This window comes from Stenotrophomonas genospecies 5 (assembly GCF_054473825.1).
On record NZ_JBTMUW010000001.1, the window covers coordinates 3,243,108 to 3,258,259 of the forward strand.

General features: G+C 68.2%; 14 protein-coding genes. 4 read left to right on the forward strand and 10 right to left on the reverse strand.

The window, feature by feature from the left end:
• Positions 1–27 precede the first annotated feature (27 nt).
• Genes ACX9OW_RS14900 through ACX9OW_RS14910 form a run of 3 tightly spaced genes read left to right on the forward strand, consistent with a single transcriptional unit; the run spans position 28 to position 5,703 of the window.
• Positions 28–1,281: a TolC family protein gene (locus ACX9OW_RS14900; RefSeq protein ID WP_277381208.1), complete on the forward strand. Its 1,254-nt coding sequence runs from the start codon at positions 28–30 to the stop codon at positions 1,279–1,281.
• Positions 1,278–2,483: an efflux RND transporter periplasmic adaptor subunit gene (locus ACX9OW_RS14905; protein WP_445393994.1), complete on the forward strand. Its 1,206-nt coding sequence runs from the start codon at positions 1,278–1,280 to the stop codon at positions 2,481–2,483. Before ACX9OW_RS14900 ends, ACX9OW_RS14905 begins: the two co-directional genes overlap by 4 nt.
• 10 nt (positions 2,484–2,493) lie before the next feature.
• Positions 2,494–5,703 carry an efflux RND transporter permease subunit gene (locus ACX9OW_RS14910; protein WP_193396715.1) on the forward strand — a complete coding sequence of 1,070 codons (3,210 nt, stop codon included), beginning with the start codon at positions 2,494–2,496 and terminating at the stop codon, positions 5,701–5,703.
• A gap of 123 nt (positions 5,704–5,826) precedes the next feature.
• Here ACX9OW_RS14910 and ACX9OW_RS14915 read toward each other — a convergent pair whose 3' ends face one another.
• The 9 genes from ACX9OW_RS14915 to ACX9OW_RS14955 form a co-directional block, all read right to left on the reverse strand.
• Positions 5,827–7,599 (reverse strand): DUF885 domain-containing protein, encoded by a 1,773-nt coding sequence (locus ACX9OW_RS14915; protein ID WP_065174509.1) that lies wholly within the window; start codon positions 7,597–7,599, stop codon positions 5,827–5,829.
• Positions 7,600–7,814: 215 nt separating this feature from the next.
• A complete protein-coding gene (locus tag ACX9OW_RS14920) occupies positions 7,815–8,156 on the reverse strand; it encodes a lipid-A-disaccharide synthase N-terminal domain-containing protein (protein WP_053517717.1) in 342 nt (113 codons plus the stop codon).
• Complete coding sequence (locus ACX9OW_RS14925; RefSeq protein ID WP_065174256.1) at positions 8,156–8,878, reverse strand: glycosyltransferase family 2 protein; 723 nt, start codon at positions 8,876–8,878, stop codon at positions 8,156–8,158. Before ACX9OW_RS14925 ends, ACX9OW_RS14920 begins: the two co-directional genes overlap by 1 nt.
• A gap of 89 nt (positions 8,879–8,967) precedes the next feature.
• Entirely contained in the window at positions 8,968–9,933 is a 966-nt protein-coding gene (locus ACX9OW_RS14930) for an NAD-dependent epimerase/dehydratase family protein (protein WP_065181412.1), read from the reverse strand.
• 45 nt (positions 9,934–9,978) lie between these two features.
• Complete coding sequence (locus ACX9OW_RS14935) at positions 9,979–10,704, reverse strand: suppressor of fused domain protein (RefSeq protein WP_368865433.1); 726 nt, start codon at positions 10,702–10,704, stop codon at positions 9,979–9,981.
• Between the two features lie 126 nt (positions 10,705–10,830).
• Positions 10,831–11,754 (reverse strand): ParB/RepB/Spo0J family partition protein, encoded by a 924-nt coding sequence (locus ACX9OW_RS14940; RefSeq protein ID WP_459062441.1) that lies wholly within the window; start codon positions 11,752–11,754, stop codon positions 10,831–10,833.
• Complete coding sequence (locus tag ACX9OW_RS14945) at positions 11,754–12,551, reverse strand: ParA family protein (protein ID WP_053517712.1); 798 nt, start codon at positions 12,549–12,551, stop codon at positions 11,754–11,756. The genes ACX9OW_RS14940 and ACX9OW_RS14945 overlap by 1 nt, the downstream gene beginning before the upstream one ends.
• 111 nt (positions 12,552–12,662) lie before the next feature.
• Positions 12,663–13,301, reverse strand: a complete 639-nt coding sequence (rsmG, locus tag ACX9OW_RS14950) for a 16S rRNA (guanine(527)-N(7))-methyltransferase RsmG (RefSeq protein WP_053517711.1) — start codon at positions 13,299–13,301, stop codon at positions 12,663–12,665.
• Positions 13,302–13,340: 39 nt separating this feature from the next.
• Positions 13,341–13,940, reverse strand: coding sequence for a 4'-phosphopantetheinyl transferase family protein (locus tag ACX9OW_RS14955; RefSeq protein ID WP_459062442.1), 600 nt, complete (start codon positions 13,938–13,940; stop codon positions 13,341–13,343).
• 84 nt (positions 13,941–14,024) lie between these two features.
• On the opposite strand from ACX9OW_RS14955, the gene ACX9OW_RS14960 reads away from it, so the two are divergent.
• Positions 14,025–14,276, forward strand: a complete 252-nt coding sequence (locus ACX9OW_RS14960; RefSeq protein WP_005411656.1) for a GlsB/YeaQ/YmgE family stress response membrane protein — start codon at positions 14,025–14,027, stop codon at positions 14,274–14,276.
• 36 nt (positions 14,277–14,312) lie between these two features.
• Here ACX9OW_RS14960 and xth read toward each other — a convergent pair whose 3' ends face one another.
• Complete coding sequence (gene xth / locus ACX9OW_RS14965) at positions 14,313–15,080, reverse strand: exodeoxyribonuclease III (protein WP_065174252.1); 768 nt, start codon at positions 15,078–15,080, stop codon at positions 14,313–14,315.
• Positions 15,081–15,152: the final 72 nt, after the last annotated feature.

Genomic DNA, 15,152 nt, shown 5'->3' on the forward strand with positions numbered 1-15,152 from the left:
CGTTTCACTCACAACCGGAATCCCCCTATGTCGATCCTGACACCACGGTCGCCGCGTGCGGCCGGGCTGGTCGTCGCCGTGTTGCTGGGCCTGGCCCCGGCGGCATCGGTGATGGCGCAAGCTGCTCCTTCCTACGACACCCTGCTTGAACGACTGGACCAGCTGCCCGGCGCCCGTGTGGGCTCGGCGCTGGCCGAGGCTGCCGACGCCCGCGCCGACCAGGCCCGTGCGCTGCCCAATCCTTCCCTTTCCTGGTCGGCCGAGAACGCGTGGGGCACCGGCTCCTACGGCGGCATGGGCAAGGCCGAAAGTGTGCTCAGCCTGTCCCAGCCGCTGGAGGTCTGGGGCCAGCGCGGCGCGCGCGTACGTGCCGCCCGTGCCGAGGCCCAGGCCGCCAATCTGCGCGGCGCGCAAAGCCGCAGTGATGTTGCCGGGCAGCTGGCCGCGGCCTACGCACAGGCAGAGAGCGCATTGCGCCGTTACACCCTGGCCGAAGAAGCACTGGCCCTGACCCGCGACGATGCCAAGGCCGTCAATGCCATGGTCAGGCAAGGGCGGGAACCGCAACTGCGTGCGGTGCAGGCGCAGAGCGAGGTGGCCAATGCCAGCGCCGCGCTGGACGAGGCGCAGGCCTTCCGCGACGCCGCGCTGGCGCGCCTGGCCGGCGCCGCGCTGCTGGATTCGCCGGTGCAGTCGATCGACAGCAGCCTGCTCGACCGCGCACCTCCGCTGCCACGCGGCGCCACCGATGCCGCACTCGCGGTGCGTATCGCCGAAGCCGAAGCCGATGCGGCCGGCCGGCTGGTGGACGTCGAGCGCAAGCGGGCGCTGCCCGACCTGAGCCTGACCGCCGGACAGACCCGCTTCCGCGAAGGCGGCGAACGCGCTTACACGCTCGGCGTCAGCCTGACCGTGCCGTTGTTCGACCGCAACCGGGGCGGCATCCGTGCCGCCAGTGCCGACCAGCGCGCGGCCGAAGCCCGCCTGGACCAGCAACGCCGCGACAGCGAGGCCGGACGGCTGTCGGCCATTGCCGGGCTGAAGGCCGCCAGCAGCCGCACCCGCGCCGCCGATGAAAGCGTGGTGGCGGCCGAGGAAGCCTATCGGCTGGCCCGCGTCGGCTTCGATGCCGGACGCATCTCGCAGCTGGAACTGCGCAGCACGCGCAGCGCGCTCATTGCCGCCCGCGGCACCGCGGTGGATGCACGCCTGTCGCGCGTCGCCGCGGAAATCGATCTTGCCCGCCTCGAGGGGCGCGCACCCTTTATGGAGGCCCCATGACACTGTCCCGTTCCTTTCCCCTGCTTGGCGGCGTCGTGCTGGCCGTTCTCCTCGCCGGCTGCGCCGGCAACGCACAGACACCGGAAACAGCCGATGCCACTGCAGCCAAAGCCGGCAGCGATGACGGCCACGGGCACGCAGCCGACAGCCCGGACGCCAAGGCCGAGGCTACCAAGGCACCGGCCGACGCCGACGAAGGCGTGGTGCAGCTGACGCCGGAACAGATCAAGGCGTCCGGTATCGAAGTGGTGGCCGTCGGACGCGGTGGTGGCGGCTCCACCCGCCTGTCGGGCCGTGTCGAACCATCGGTGGGCGCACGTGCCTCGGTGGCGTCCACCGTGAGCGGTCGCGTCGAACGTGTGCTGGTGGCACCAGGCACAGCGGTGAAGCAGAACCAGGCCCTGGCGATCGTGGTCAGCGGCGAAGCCGCCGTGTTCCGCGCCAACGCTCTGGCCGCATCGGCCGAAGCCGAGGCGGCACGCCTGGCCTACGGCCGCGACAAGGCGCTGGTCGAACAGGGCGTGGTCGCCCGCCAGGAGCTGGAAGCATCGCGCGCCCGTTCGCTGGCCGCACAGGCGCAGGCGACTGCCGCACAGGCGCAGGCCGCGGCCAACGGTGCGCCCGATGCCAGTGGCCGCGTGCGCATCACCAGCCCGGTGAGCGGCATCGTCGGCAACGTCCAGGTCACTCCAGGTGGCGTGGTCGCCGCAGGCAGCGCGGTGGCCGATGTCGCCGATCCGGCGATGAACGAACTGGTGTTCACCGCACCGCCTGCGCTGGCCGCGCAGGTCACCCCGGGCATGACGCTGGACGTCACGGTGCCGGGCGGCAGCTTCACCGCCACGGTCACCGGCTCTGCGGCCGACGTGCGCCAGCAGGGCGGCGTGGCGGTCATCCGCGCGACGCCGGTGGAGGCGGCTTTGCCGCCGGCCGGTTCGCCGGTGTCGGCCAGGGTGGTCACCGAAGGCCGGGACGGTGCACTGAGCGTGCCAGCCGATGCCGTGCAGAACGTCGACGGCAGCAGCGCCGTGTTCGTCGCCGTGGAAGGCGGTTTCAAGGCACAGCCGGTGCTGGCCGGCCGTCGTGCCGGTGATCGCATCGAGATCCTCGGTGGACTGAGCGGCAACGAGCGCATCGTCGGCACCAATGCCTTCCTGCTCAAGGCCGAACTGGCCAAGGGCGAAGCCGAGCACGGCCACTGAGGAGGCGACCATGTTCAAGCTCATCATTGAATCAGCGGTGCGCTTCCGCTGGCTGGTGGTGTTCCTGGCGGCGCTGATCGCGGCCTGGGGCCTGTTCCAGCTGGGCAAGCTGCCGATCGACGCCGTGCCGGACATCACCAACCGCCAGGTACAGATCAACACGGTGGCACCTGCGCTGACACCGGAACAGATCGAGCGGCAGGTGACCTACCCGCTGGAAACCGCGCTGGCCGGCATTCCCGGCCTGACCACCACCCGTTCGCTGTCGCGCAACGGCTTCTCCCAGGTCACCGCGATCTTCACCGACGCGACCGACATCTACTTCGCCCGCCAGCAGGTGGCCGAGCGCATGCGTGAAGCGGCGGAAGATCTGCCCGATGGCGCGTCGCCGCTGCTGTCGCCGGTCACCACCGGCCTGGGCGAGGTGCTGATGTGGACGGTGGACTTCACCCCGTTCGATCCCGCCCGGCTGGCCAGACCGGGGGATGCGGGCTGGCAGGCCGGCGAGGTCTACCGGACGCCGGAGGGCAGCCTGCTGCGCACGCCGGAAGAACGCGCCACCTACCTGCGTACGGTGCAGGACTGGATCATCGCGCCGCAGATGCGCTCCAGCCCGGGATTGGCCGGCGTCGATACGGTCGGCGGGTACGTGAAGGAGTACGGCGTGCACCCGGACACTGCCAGGCTGGCTGCGCATGGCCTGGGCCTGGCCGACCTGGTCACGGCACTGCAGCGCGCCAACGTGCAGGCGGGTGCCGGTTTCGTGCAGCGTGCCGGCGAAGGCCTGGTGGTACGTGCGGACGGCCTGGCACTGACCACTGATGATCTGGCGCAGGCCCCCGTTGCGACCCGCAACGGCGTGGTGGTGCGCGTGGCCGACGTGGCCGATGTCGATCTCAGCCGTGCACCGCGCCTGGGCGCGGCCAGCCGCAATGGTCACGAGGCCGTGCTCGGTACCGCCCTGATGATCGCCGGCGGCAACAGCCGCACCGTCGCGCAGGCGGCAGCGGCGCGCCTGGAGCAGGTCAACAGGTCGTTGCCGGCCGACATCGTGGCCGTGCCGGTGCTGGACCGCAGCGTGCTGGTGAACTCCACCATCAGAACCGTGGCAAAGAACCTCACCGAAGGTGCGCTGCTGGTGGTGGTGGTGCTGTTCCTGCTGCTGGGCAACCTGCGCGCGGCAACCATCACTGCGCTGGTGATTCCGCTGTCGTTCCTGTTCGCCGTGATCGGCATGAACCGCTTCGGCATCAGCGGCAATCTGATGAGCCTGGGTGCGCTGGATTTCGGCATCCTGGTGGACGGTGCAGTGATCGTGATCGAGTCGACGCTGCTGATGCTGGGCCAGCGCCGCGCCGAACTGGGCCGTGCGCTGACCGCGATGGAACGTCTGCGCGTGGCGGCGGAGTCGGCGCGGAAGATGGCGCGTCCAGCGGCGTTCGGCCAGTTGATCATCCTGCTGGTGTTTGCGCCGATCCTGACCCTGGAAGGCGTGGAAGGAAAAACGTTTCATCCGATGGCCGCCACGTTCATGCTGGCTCTGGTGGGTGCCTTCCTGTTCTCCTTCACCTTCGTGCCGGCCATGGCTGCGCTGCTGGTGCGCGAGCCGAAGCTGAAGGAAAGCGGGGCGCACGCCGATGACGGCGAACACGAAACACGCCTGATCCGCGTGCTGCGCGCACGCATCGAACCGGTGATCCGCAAGGCGGTGGACCACCCGCGCTCGGTGCTGGCCGGCGCGGTGATGATGGTGGTGGTGGGCATCGGTTCGTTCTCGCTGCTGGGCCGCGAATTCATGCCGACGCTGGATGAGGGCAATGTGGCGATGCAGGCGTTGCGCGTACCGTCGACCTCGCTGGAGCAGTCGCTGGCGATGCAGCTGGCGCTGGAAAAGGCGATTGCCGGGCAACCGGAAGTGGAAACCGTGTTTTCGCGCACCGGTACCGCTGAAGCCGCGATCGACCCGATGCCGACCAACATCTCCGACAGCGTGATCGTGCTGAAGCCGCGCAAGGAGTGGCCCGATCCGACGCTGGACAAGGAGGCGCTGGTGGCGCGCTTCGAGGCGCTGGCCGGGCAGCAGCTGGGCAACAGCTTCGAGTTCAGCCAGCCGATCGAGCTGCGCTTCAACGAGCTGATCTCCGGCGTGCGCACCGACCTGGCGGTGATGATCTTCGGCGATGACTTCAGCCAGCTGCAGAAGGTGGCCGACCAGGTCGCGTTGAAGCTGCGTGCGGTGGACGGTGCGGCTGACGTGCGGGTGGAGCAGATTTCCGGCCTGCCGACCCTGAACGTGAAGATCGACCATGTCGCCGCCGCGCAGTACGGGCTGACCGCTGCGGACGTAAGCGATGCACTGGCCACCGGCATCGGTGGCACGGCGGCCGGCAAGATCTTCGAGGGCGACCGACGCTTCGACGTGGTGGTGCGGCTGGACGATGCCGCGCGCAACGATCCGGACCAGCTGTCATCGCTGCCGATCGCCACACCGGCCGGGCTGGTCATTCCGCTGTCCTCGGTGGCCCGCATCACGGTCAGCGAGGGGCCGAACCAGATCAGCCGCAACAATGGCAGCCGCCGGGTGGTGGTGCAGGCCAACGTGCGCGGCCGCGACCTGGGCGGCTTCGTCGGCGAAGCGCAGGCAGCGGTGGCCGACGTGGCGCTGCCGCCGGGCGCCTATCTCACCTGGGGTGGCCAGTTCGAGAACCTGCAGCGCGCGGAAAAGCGCCTGGCAACGGTGGTACCGGTCGTGTTCCTGCTGATCGGCAGCCTGCTGTTCATGGCCCTGCGCAGTGGCAAGGAAGCCGTGCTGGTGTTCAGCTGCGTGCCGCTGGCGCTGGTCGGCGGCATTCTCGCCCTGCTGCTGCGTGGCATGCCCTTCTCGGTATCGGCTGCGGTCGGCTTCATCGCCGTGTCCGGCGTGGCCACGCTGAACGGCCTGGTGTTGATGCAGGCCATCCGCGAGCGGCTCGATGCCGGTGACCTGCCCCTGCAGGCGGCAATCAACGGTGCCGCCAGCCGGATCCGCGCGGTGCTGACCACGGCACTGGTGGCGATCGTCGGCTTCATTCCGATGGCGATCGCCAGTGGCTCCGGTGCGGAGGTGCAGAAACCGCTGGCGACGGTGGTGATCGGTGGCCTGATCACGGCGACCGCGCTGACCCTGCTGGTGCTGCCGACCTTCGCTGCGCGCGTGGCCAGGCCTCGGCCGGTGCGCTGAAAGACGACGGGGCAGGATCATGTGATCCGGCCCCGTCTGCCGCGCTTCGCGCTCGCCGGGCGTGGCCCGGCGCTACCACCGCGCATTCCGGTAGCGCCGGGCCATGCCCGGCGGCATTTCGGATCAGGCCTGCTTGCGCTGCGCGATATAGGCCTGGATCTGCTGTTCCAGTACCGGCAGCGGCACCGACCCCTGCTTGAGCACGGCGTCATGGAAACCCTTGACGTCGAACTTGTCGCCCAGCTCCTTCTCGGCCTGCGCGCGCAGGCGCACGATGGCGATCTCGCCGAGCTTGTAGCTCAACGCCTGGCCCGGCCAGGAGATGTAGCGATCCACTTCGGTGGTCACTTCGTGCTCGCTCAGCGCGGTATGGTCACGCAGGTAGGCGATGGCCTGTTCCCGGGTCCAGCCCTTGCTGTGCACCCCGGTATCGATCACCAGGCGTGCCGCGCGCCACATCTCGTAGGTGAGGCGACCGAAATCCTCGTAGGGGGTTTCATAGATGCCCATCTCCACGCCCAGCTTCTCGCTGTACAGGCCCCAGCCTTCGCCGTAGGCGGAGATGTAGGCGTTGCGGCGGAACTCGGGCTGTTCGCCCTGTTCGGCAGCGAGCGCGCCCTGCAGGGCATGACCGGGATCGGACTCGTGCAGGGTCAGCGCTGGCAGGTTGTACAGCGGCCGCGCCGGCAGGTTGTAGGTGTTGAGCCAATAGGTGCCCATGCCACCGCGGCCTGCGGTCCAGAACGGCGCGATGTCCGGCGGCACCGGCACGATGGTGAAGCGCGCGCGCGGCAGCGTCATGTACTTGCCGATGACACCATCGATGCGCTTGGAGATCCACGCCGCCCGATACAGCAGCTCGTTCGGGGTCTTGGCGTAGAACTGCGGATCGGTGCGCAGGAAGGTCAGGAATTCGCCGAAGCTGCCCTTGAAGCCGACCTGCTGGATGATGTCGTTCATCTCCTTCTGGATGCGCGCGACTTCGCCCAGGCCGATGCGATGGATCTCATCCGGCGACAGGTCCAGCGTGGTGTATTCGTGGATCTGCTGCCTGTAGAACGCCTTGCCCTCCGGCATCGCTTCGGCCGCCAGGGTGGTACGCGCCTGCGGCACGTACTCATTGACGAAGAAGGTACGCAGCTGCTGGAAGGCCGGCACCACCTTGCCGCTGATCGCCGCACGGGCCTGCGCCTGCAGCTGCGCCTGCTCGGCCGCCGGAATGCTGGCCGGCAGCTTCTTGAACGGCGCGTACAGCGGCGACTCGGTGGGGTCCTTCAGCTCGGCGACGGTGGCAATGGAGACCTCGCGCCCGTCAAGCACCGCGCGGGGCACGCTGAAACCCCGCTTGAGTCCGGCGCGCATGTTCTCGGTCTGCTGGCCGAAATAGCGCGGCACATCGTCCAGGCGTGCGATGTAGTTGCGGAAGTCCTGCGCGGTCTTCATCTCGCGCCGGGCCATGAACGAGAGATTGGACCAGAACGAGGAATCGGAGTTGAACGGCATCTCGTAGGCCCGCAGACGCACCTCCTCGGCGAGGTTGAACACCTGGTCGCGGTAGATCGCGTAGTTCACCTGGTTGTCGGCGCTGAGTGTCTTCGGGTCGATCTTCTTCAGCTCGGCCAGGGTCTGGTCCCAGACCTTCAGGCGCGCCTGCTGCGCGGCCGCGCCCACATCGGGCAGCCGCGTGGCGTTGGCCGGCGCGTCGCCATCCTCGCTGGCTTCACCGCCCCCGGCCTGGCGCCACTTCCATTCCTTTTCGTACAGCGCGCGGAAGGCGGCATCGGCCGCCGATTCGGTGGTCGCAGGGGCGGACGCCGCGAGCGCGGGCGGAGCCGCCACGACGGCAGCCGGAGCGGACAGGGCGATGAGCAGGGCAACGGCAAGACGGGTTTTCACGAGCACAGGTTCCCGGGAAGGCAGACGCCGATCATGGCACCGCCGGACAGCCGGGGCATGGTTCAAAAGTCCTGCCTGCGCTGCAGGACCGGTAGCGCGGGGACCGCACACCTTCGCCGGGCATGGCCCGGCGCTACGGGCGTTCGATCCCGCCCAGGTGCCGCCTCAACGGTTGGATCGGTAGCGCGGAGAACGGACACCTCTCCGGCGCTACCTCAATGGCTGGCTTTGTCCCGCTTCCAGCCGCGGTGCCGGATGTCCAGGTGCAGGCTGTACAGCGCGGTGAACGCCGGGAACAGGTTCTGCAGCACGCCCACCGAATCCTGCTTGGCCGAGAACAGGAAGTAGCTCAGCGTCATCAGGCTGCCGATCACGCTCATGTACCAGAACAGGCGCGGGATGACCGGCTTGCCGGCACGCCGGGAGGCGATGAACTGGACCAGCCAGCGGCCGCCGAACATCAGTGCGCCGGTATAGCCGATCAGCTTCCAGCCCGTCACATGCAGGCCGGTCCAGAACAACCAGGTCAGCGGCTGGTCGAGCCAGTGCAGCGCCATCATCGTTCTTCCACCGCGGTACGCCTGCTGCGGGTGATCAGCCAGGCAACGCCCCGCAGGTCGCGGATGCCGACCAGCGCACGGCCGAGGTTGTTGTACTTGGAGACGCCAGCGGTACGGTGGCGATGGTTGACCGGCACGCTGGTGGTCTTCCAACCGGCACGCTGCATCAGCGCCGGCAGATAGCGGTGCATGTGGTCGAAATACGGCAGGTCGAGGAAGGCTTCGCGCTCGAACAGCTTGATGCCGCAGCCGGTGTCGGGCGTATCGTCGCGCAGCATGCGCGCCCGGATGCGGTTGGCCCAGCGACTGGCCCAGCGCTTGCTGCCGCTGTCCTGGCGGTTGACGCGCCAGCCGGCAAACAGCTTCACCTGCCCGTCGGCAGCATCGCGGGCCGCCAGCAGCTTGGGGATGTCGGCCGGATCGTTCTGGCCATCACCATCCAGGGTGGCGATCCACGGCGCACGGGCATGCTTGACACCGGTGCGCACCGCTGTGCTCTGCCCGCTCTGCTCGACGTGGTGCAGCACACGCAGCTCCGGCGTGGTGGCTTTCAGGCCCTGCAGCACCGCCAGGCTGTCATCGCGGGAGTGATCGTCGACATAGACGATCTCGAACGGCAACCGGCCCCGCAGTGCCGCGACGATTTCGGCGATCAGGGGCGCGACATTGTCGCGCTCGTTGAATACGGGGACGACAACGGAAAGCTCGGGTTGGCTCATGGGTCACTCGGCCAAGAGGGGACAAAGACCGCGCATTCTCCGAAGCCGAGGTTATCCGAAGATGAATCCGGCTGTGTGAGGATTGCTCCTCAGGCGCGATCGCCGAAATACTCGCGGCACCACTGGACGACGGGCGGCAGCCCCTGCTCGATCGGGGTCACCGCATCGAAGCCGAATGCGTCATGTGCGCGGCGGGTGTCGGCCATCGTGCGCACCATGTCGCCCGGCTGCATCGGCTTGTAGACCTTCTGCGCAGGGCGGCCGGCGGCCTGCTCGATGACGCTGATGAAGCGCTCCAGCTCGACCGGCGTATGGTTGCCGAGGTTGAATACCCGATGCGGTACCGGACCATCGGCCGGGTGCGCGAGCGCGCCGAGGATACCCGACACGATGTCGGAGACATGTGTGAAATCGCGCTGCATGCGCCCCTGGTTGAACACCTCGATCGGGCGCCCGGCCAGGACGGCACGCGAAAACAGCAGCGGCGCCATGTCCGGCCGTCCCCACGCGCCGTACACGGTGAAGAAGCGCAGGCCGGTGGCATGCAGGCCATACAGCTGCGCGTAGGTGTGCGCCATCAGCTCGTTGGCAGCCTTGGTGGCCGCGTACAGCGAGCGCGGCTGGTCCACGCGCTGGTCCTCGGAGAACGGCGGCGTGGCCGAATCGCCGTACACCGAACTGCTGGAGGCGTAGACCAGATGCTGCACGCCGCGGTGGCGGCACAGTTCCAGGATATTGACGAAGCCGACCAGGTTGCTGTCGACGTAGGCCTGCGGATTCTCCAGCGAGTAGCGCACCCCGGCCTGCGCGGCCAGATGGATCACCGCGCTCGGCTGCAGTTCGTCGAACAGCGCGGCCAGGCCTTCACGGTCGGTCAGGTCAAGCGTGCGCAGATCCAGCGTGGGGCACAGCGCGGCCACGCGGTCCCGCTTGATCTGCGGGTCGTAGTAGTCGTTGAAGTTGTCCAGGCCCACCACCGGCTGGCCCGCCTCCAGCAGCGCGCGGGCGGTGTAGGCACCGATGAAGCCGGCAGCGCCGGTGAGCAGGATGGTCATGGCAAAGGCTCTGCAACGAAGTTCAGACGGTGGATGTTACCGCTCTCAGAAAAAACCGAAGCGCTTCCTGGCAACGTTGACCCGGCCCGGCACGATCACGTCCTGGATGTTCTTCGCATCGAAGCGATCCAGCAGGGCCTCGGCGTCCTTCTTCAGCTTCAGATCCATTTCTTCCGGGTAAAGCGGGACGATGGTCATGAACGTGATACGCCTGCCGTCGTCCAGCTGCAGCGTGCCGAAGCCCTCGGGGGCGGTGACCGGCGGCAGCACGATGGCGCCATCAAAACCCACGCCCGAGGCGTAGGGCTCGGCCGGGTGGCCGTTGGGAATGGTGTGGCCGAAGCCGAGCCAGGTGTCGTACTCGTGCGGCAGCCGTGCCAGCGTCTTCAGCAGCCGCACCGGCCAGTAGTTGCGCTCGTCTTCGAAGGCATCATCGCTGATCGGCCAGTCGGCCGGCAGGGTCACCATCAGCTCCATGTATGCCGAGCCAGGCGCACCTTCGGGCAGGGTCATCGGCAGGTCGCTCATGCCTGAAGTCACCAGGCGCAGATATGGGAACTGCTCGTTGGCCGGCACCACGTGCACGTCGATATGCACGAGGTCGGAGATGATTTCGTGGAATACGCCCGAGATCGGCCCCAGGTGGCGCTCGATGTGCGCGCTGATCGCCTCGATGTGTTCTTCGCCCTGCGGCGGGGTGAAGTCCTTCTGGCGGCTGTGCACCATGATCGGGCTGCCGCCCGGGCTGACGTCGTCGAATGTGTTGCTCATGTCCTGCTCCCTGGATGAGGCCACGGACCGGAGAGCAGTGTATCCCCCGGCGCGCGCGGCGGTGCGTTCCCTGTCATCTACAGGACGCGGCAGGAACAGGCCGCATCCCCTGGCGCTGCGCCGGGCTCAACCCTGGCGGGTCCGCAGCTTTTCCAGCACGCCGTCGAGGGTATCCAGATCGGTGTAGTGGATGATCAGCTTGCCCTTGCCGCCGCGGCCGTGGCTGATCGCCACCTTGGTCCCCAGCGACTCGGACAGTTCGGTTTCCAGCGAGGCGATGTCGGCCTGCTGCACCTTCGGCGCGGCCGCCGGGCGGTTGCTCGGCACCTTGCCGGCGGCGAAGGCCTGCGCGCGGCGCTCCACTTCACGCACCGACCAGCCTTCATCGGCCGCTTCCTGCGCCAGCTTGCCGGCCAGTTCCGGGGCCAGGGTCAGCAGCGCGCGGGCGTGGCCCATTTCCAGGCGGCGGGTTTCCAGCAGCAGGCGGATGGCCAGCGGCAGTTCCAGCAGGCGCAGCAGGTTGGACACCGCCGCGCGCGAGCGGCCGACGGCCTCGGCCGCCTCGGCATGGGTCAGGGTGAACTCGCTGATCAGGCGCTGCAGCGCCTCGGCTTCTTCCAGCGGGTTGAGGTCTTCGCGCTGGATGTTCTCGATCAGCGCCATCGCGATGACAGTGCGGTCTTCCAGTTCGCGCACCACCACCGGCACTTCGTCCAGACCGGCCAGCTGCGAGGCGCGCCAGCGGCGTTCGCCGGCGACGATCTCGAAGTTGCCCGCCGGCAGCTGACGCACCAGGATCGGCTGGATCACGCCCTGCGACCGGATCGAGTCCGCCAGTTCGGACAGCTTGCCCTCGTCCATTTCGCGACGCGGCTGGTACTTGCCCGGCTGCAGCTGGCCCACCGGCAGCTTGCGCAGCACCTCACCCGGCAACGGTTCGATCACCGCGGTGGTGGCCTGCACCTGGCTGACCGCTCCCTTCGGACCGAGCAGCGCATCCAGGCCACGGCCGAGGCCTCGCTTCTTGGCTGCCGGCTTGCTGCTGGTCATCAGACGGTCTCCACGGCCTTGGTGGCCTTGTTGCGTTCGTTGTTGCGACGGATGATCTCGCCGGCCAGGCCCAGGTAAGCCACGCCGCCGCGCGAGGCGCGGTCGTAGCCGACGATGCTCTGGCCGTGGCTGGGCGCTTCAGCCAGGCGCACGTTGCGCGGCACGATGGTACGGAACACGCGGTCGCCGAAGTGTTCGGTCAGTTCGGCCGATACGGCGTTGGCCAGGTTGTTGCGCACATCGAACATGGTACGCAGCACGCCCTCGATCTCCAGCGCCGGGTTCAGGCTGGCGCGCAGCGCCTCGATGGTTTCCACCAGAGCACTCAGACCTTCCAGCGCGTAGTACTCGCACTGCATCGGCACGATCACCGAATCGGCGGCGGCCAGTGCGTTGAGCGTCAGCAGTGAAAGCGCCGGCGGGCAGTCGATCAGGATGTAGTCGTACTCGTCGCGGATCGGCGCCAGCGCGCGCTTCAGGCGCTGCTCGCGCTCGCCCTGCGCCATCAGCTGGATTTCGGCTGCGGTCAGGTCGATGTTGCCGGGCAGCAGGTCGTAGCCTTCCGCGGTCTGCACACGCACGTCGGCGGCGGTGTTCTCGCCCAGCAGCAGGTCGCAGGTGGACGCCGCCAGCTCACGCTTGTCCACACCACTGCCCATGGTCGCGTTGCCCTGCGAATCCAGGTCGACCAACAGCACGCGCTTGGGTGCGTTGGCCAGGGAAGCGGCCAGGTTGACGGCGGTCGTGGTCTTGCCGACGCCACCCTTCTGGTTGGCGATGGCGATGATGCGGGCCATGCGGGTGTGCCTCGTCGACGGATGCTGGGACCGGTCATTATGCGTACAACCGGGCCCGGGCGGAAATCGTGGATCGCCAACACCTTGTCGCGCAAAGGGTTGGCGCCGGGATCAGGGGCCTGTAACGGTGACCAGGTGGCGCTCGCCCGCCAGGCCGGGCACGCTCAACGGGGCCACGTCGCGCACCTGCCAGCCTGCCGGCAGTGCGGCGATCTCTTCATGCGGGTAGACGCCCTTCATCGCCAGCAGCACGCCGCCAGGACGCAGCAGGTGGCCACCGACGCGGATGATGCCGGCCAGCGTGTCCATCGCGCGGGCGGTCAACTGGTCGTAGTGGCCGGCCTCGTCCAGCGCTTCGGCGCGCGACTCGGCCACGCGGGCATTGCCCAGGCCGAGCTGGCGCACGGCCTCGCGCATGAAGCGGGCCTTCTTGCCGTTGCTCTCGACCAGGGTGACCTGCAGACCCGGGCAGGCGATCGCCAGCGGGATACCGGGCAGCCCAGGACCGGTACCCAGGTCGGCCAGGCGGCCATCGGCCACGAACGGCTGCATGGCCAGCGAATCGAGCAGGTGACGGGTGACCATCTCCTGCGGGTCGCGGATGGCGGTGAGGTTGTAGGTGCCGTTCCAGCGGTGCAGCAGGCCCAGGTAGCGCAGCAGCGGCGGCGCCAGTGCGGCGTCCAGGCCCATGCCGGCCAGGCCCTGCTCCAGCGTGGCGGTCACGCCGGCGGGAAGTTCGTGTTCGCTCATGCCGCCATTATCGCCCGTTTCCCGGGCTGATTCGCCGCTTCATTGCGGATACCAGGCCAATGCGGCACGGAACTGGCCGCTGGCCTGCCATTCGTGCAGATGCCACTGCCGGGCATCACCCAGCGCAGGGTCGCACCAGCGCAGGTGCAGGGCGCCGTCGACACCTGGCGCCAGCTGCAGGCGATGCAGGCCGAACGAAATGCCCTGCCCGTGTGCCTTCAGCAGCGCCTCCTTGGCGCACCAGACACGGAAGAACCAGTGTTCGCGTTCCGCGGCGTCCAGGCCCTGCAGCCAGGCCACCTCTTGCGGATGGAAGAAGCGCTGCACGATCTCCAGCAGGCGCGGGCGCGGGCGCAGCAGTTCCAGGTCCACGCCGAGCCGTACACCTTCACCCAGCGCCACCAGCAGCACGTCGCCACTGTGGCTCCAGCCCGTGCCGTGGTCGGCCAGCGCACCGGTCAGCTCGGGTCGGCCCTTGTCGTCGCGGAGCAGCGGCAGTGCCTCCGGCGCGAGATCCAGCGCCTGTGCCAGCACCTGCCGGGCCTGCGGCTCACCGCGCTGGCCCGGCACATGTGGCCGCCGCCAGACCGTCACGGGCCCGAAGCGCCAGGGGCCATCCAGGGTGGCTGGCAAGCTCATCCGCACGCAACCGTCACGCGATTGCACGACGGGTTCACAGCCATGCGCGTCAACTGGTCACGGTTTTCCACCGGAGGTTCGATCATGGGCATCATCATCTGGCTGATCGTCGGCGGCATCGTGGGCTGGCTGGCAAGCATCATCATGAAGCGCGATGCGCAGCAGGGCATCATTCTCAACATCGTGGTCGGCATCGTCGGCGCGCTGATTTCCGGCTGGCTGTTCGGCGGCGGCATCAACGAAGCGATCACCATCCGCACCTTCCTGTTCTCGCTGATCGGTGCGGTGATCCTGCTGGCGATCGTCAACCTGTTCACCCGCAAGAGCATACGTTGATCCGACGGGCAGCGCCGGGCACGGCCCGGCGCTACCTCACCCCAACTGCACCCATGCCGGCGCGTGGTCGCTGGGGCGCTCCCAGGTACGTGGCTCGCGGTCAATGCCGGACGCCACGGCGCCGCCCTTGAGCGCATCGGAGACCAGGGTGAGGTCGATGCGCAGGCCCAGATTGCGGCGGAAGCCCGCCGCGCGGTAATCCCACCAGCTGAACGTGCCGGCTTCCTCGTTGTGCAGCCGGAAACCGTCGTGCAGGCCCAGCTGCAGCAGCTTGTTCAGCGCGCCGCGCTCGGCGGTGGAGGTGAGGATGTGGTTCTCGTTCCACACCTCCGGATCATGCACGTCGCGGGCGTCCGGGGCGATGTTGAAGTCACCCAGCACGACCAGCTTCGGGTGCCGCTGCAGTTCCTCGCCGATCCAGGCGTGCACGGCCTCCAGCCAGCGCAGCTTGTACGCATACTTGTCGGTGCCGACGTCCTGGCCGTTGACCACATACAGGTTGATCACCCGCAGGTCGCCAAAGGTGCCGGCGATGACGCGCTTCTGCTCGTCCTCGAAACCCGGAATGCCGATCTGCACGTCCTGCGCCGGCTCGCGTGACAGCAGGGCCACGCCGTTGTAGGTCTTCTGGCCGGCGAATACGCTGCGGTAGCCGGCGCCGATCAGCGCCGCATCCGGGAACTTGTGGTCCTCCAGCTTGGTTTCCTGGATGCCGACGATGTCCGGGCCGAACTCCTTGAGCCACTGCTCCAGGTGCGGCAGGCGGACGTTGAGCGAATTGACGTTCCACGAGGCGATCTTCATGGGGGCATTCTACCCGGGCCTGCTTTGGTAGGCGCCAACCTTGGTTGGCGCCTACCAGTAGAGCCACGCCAT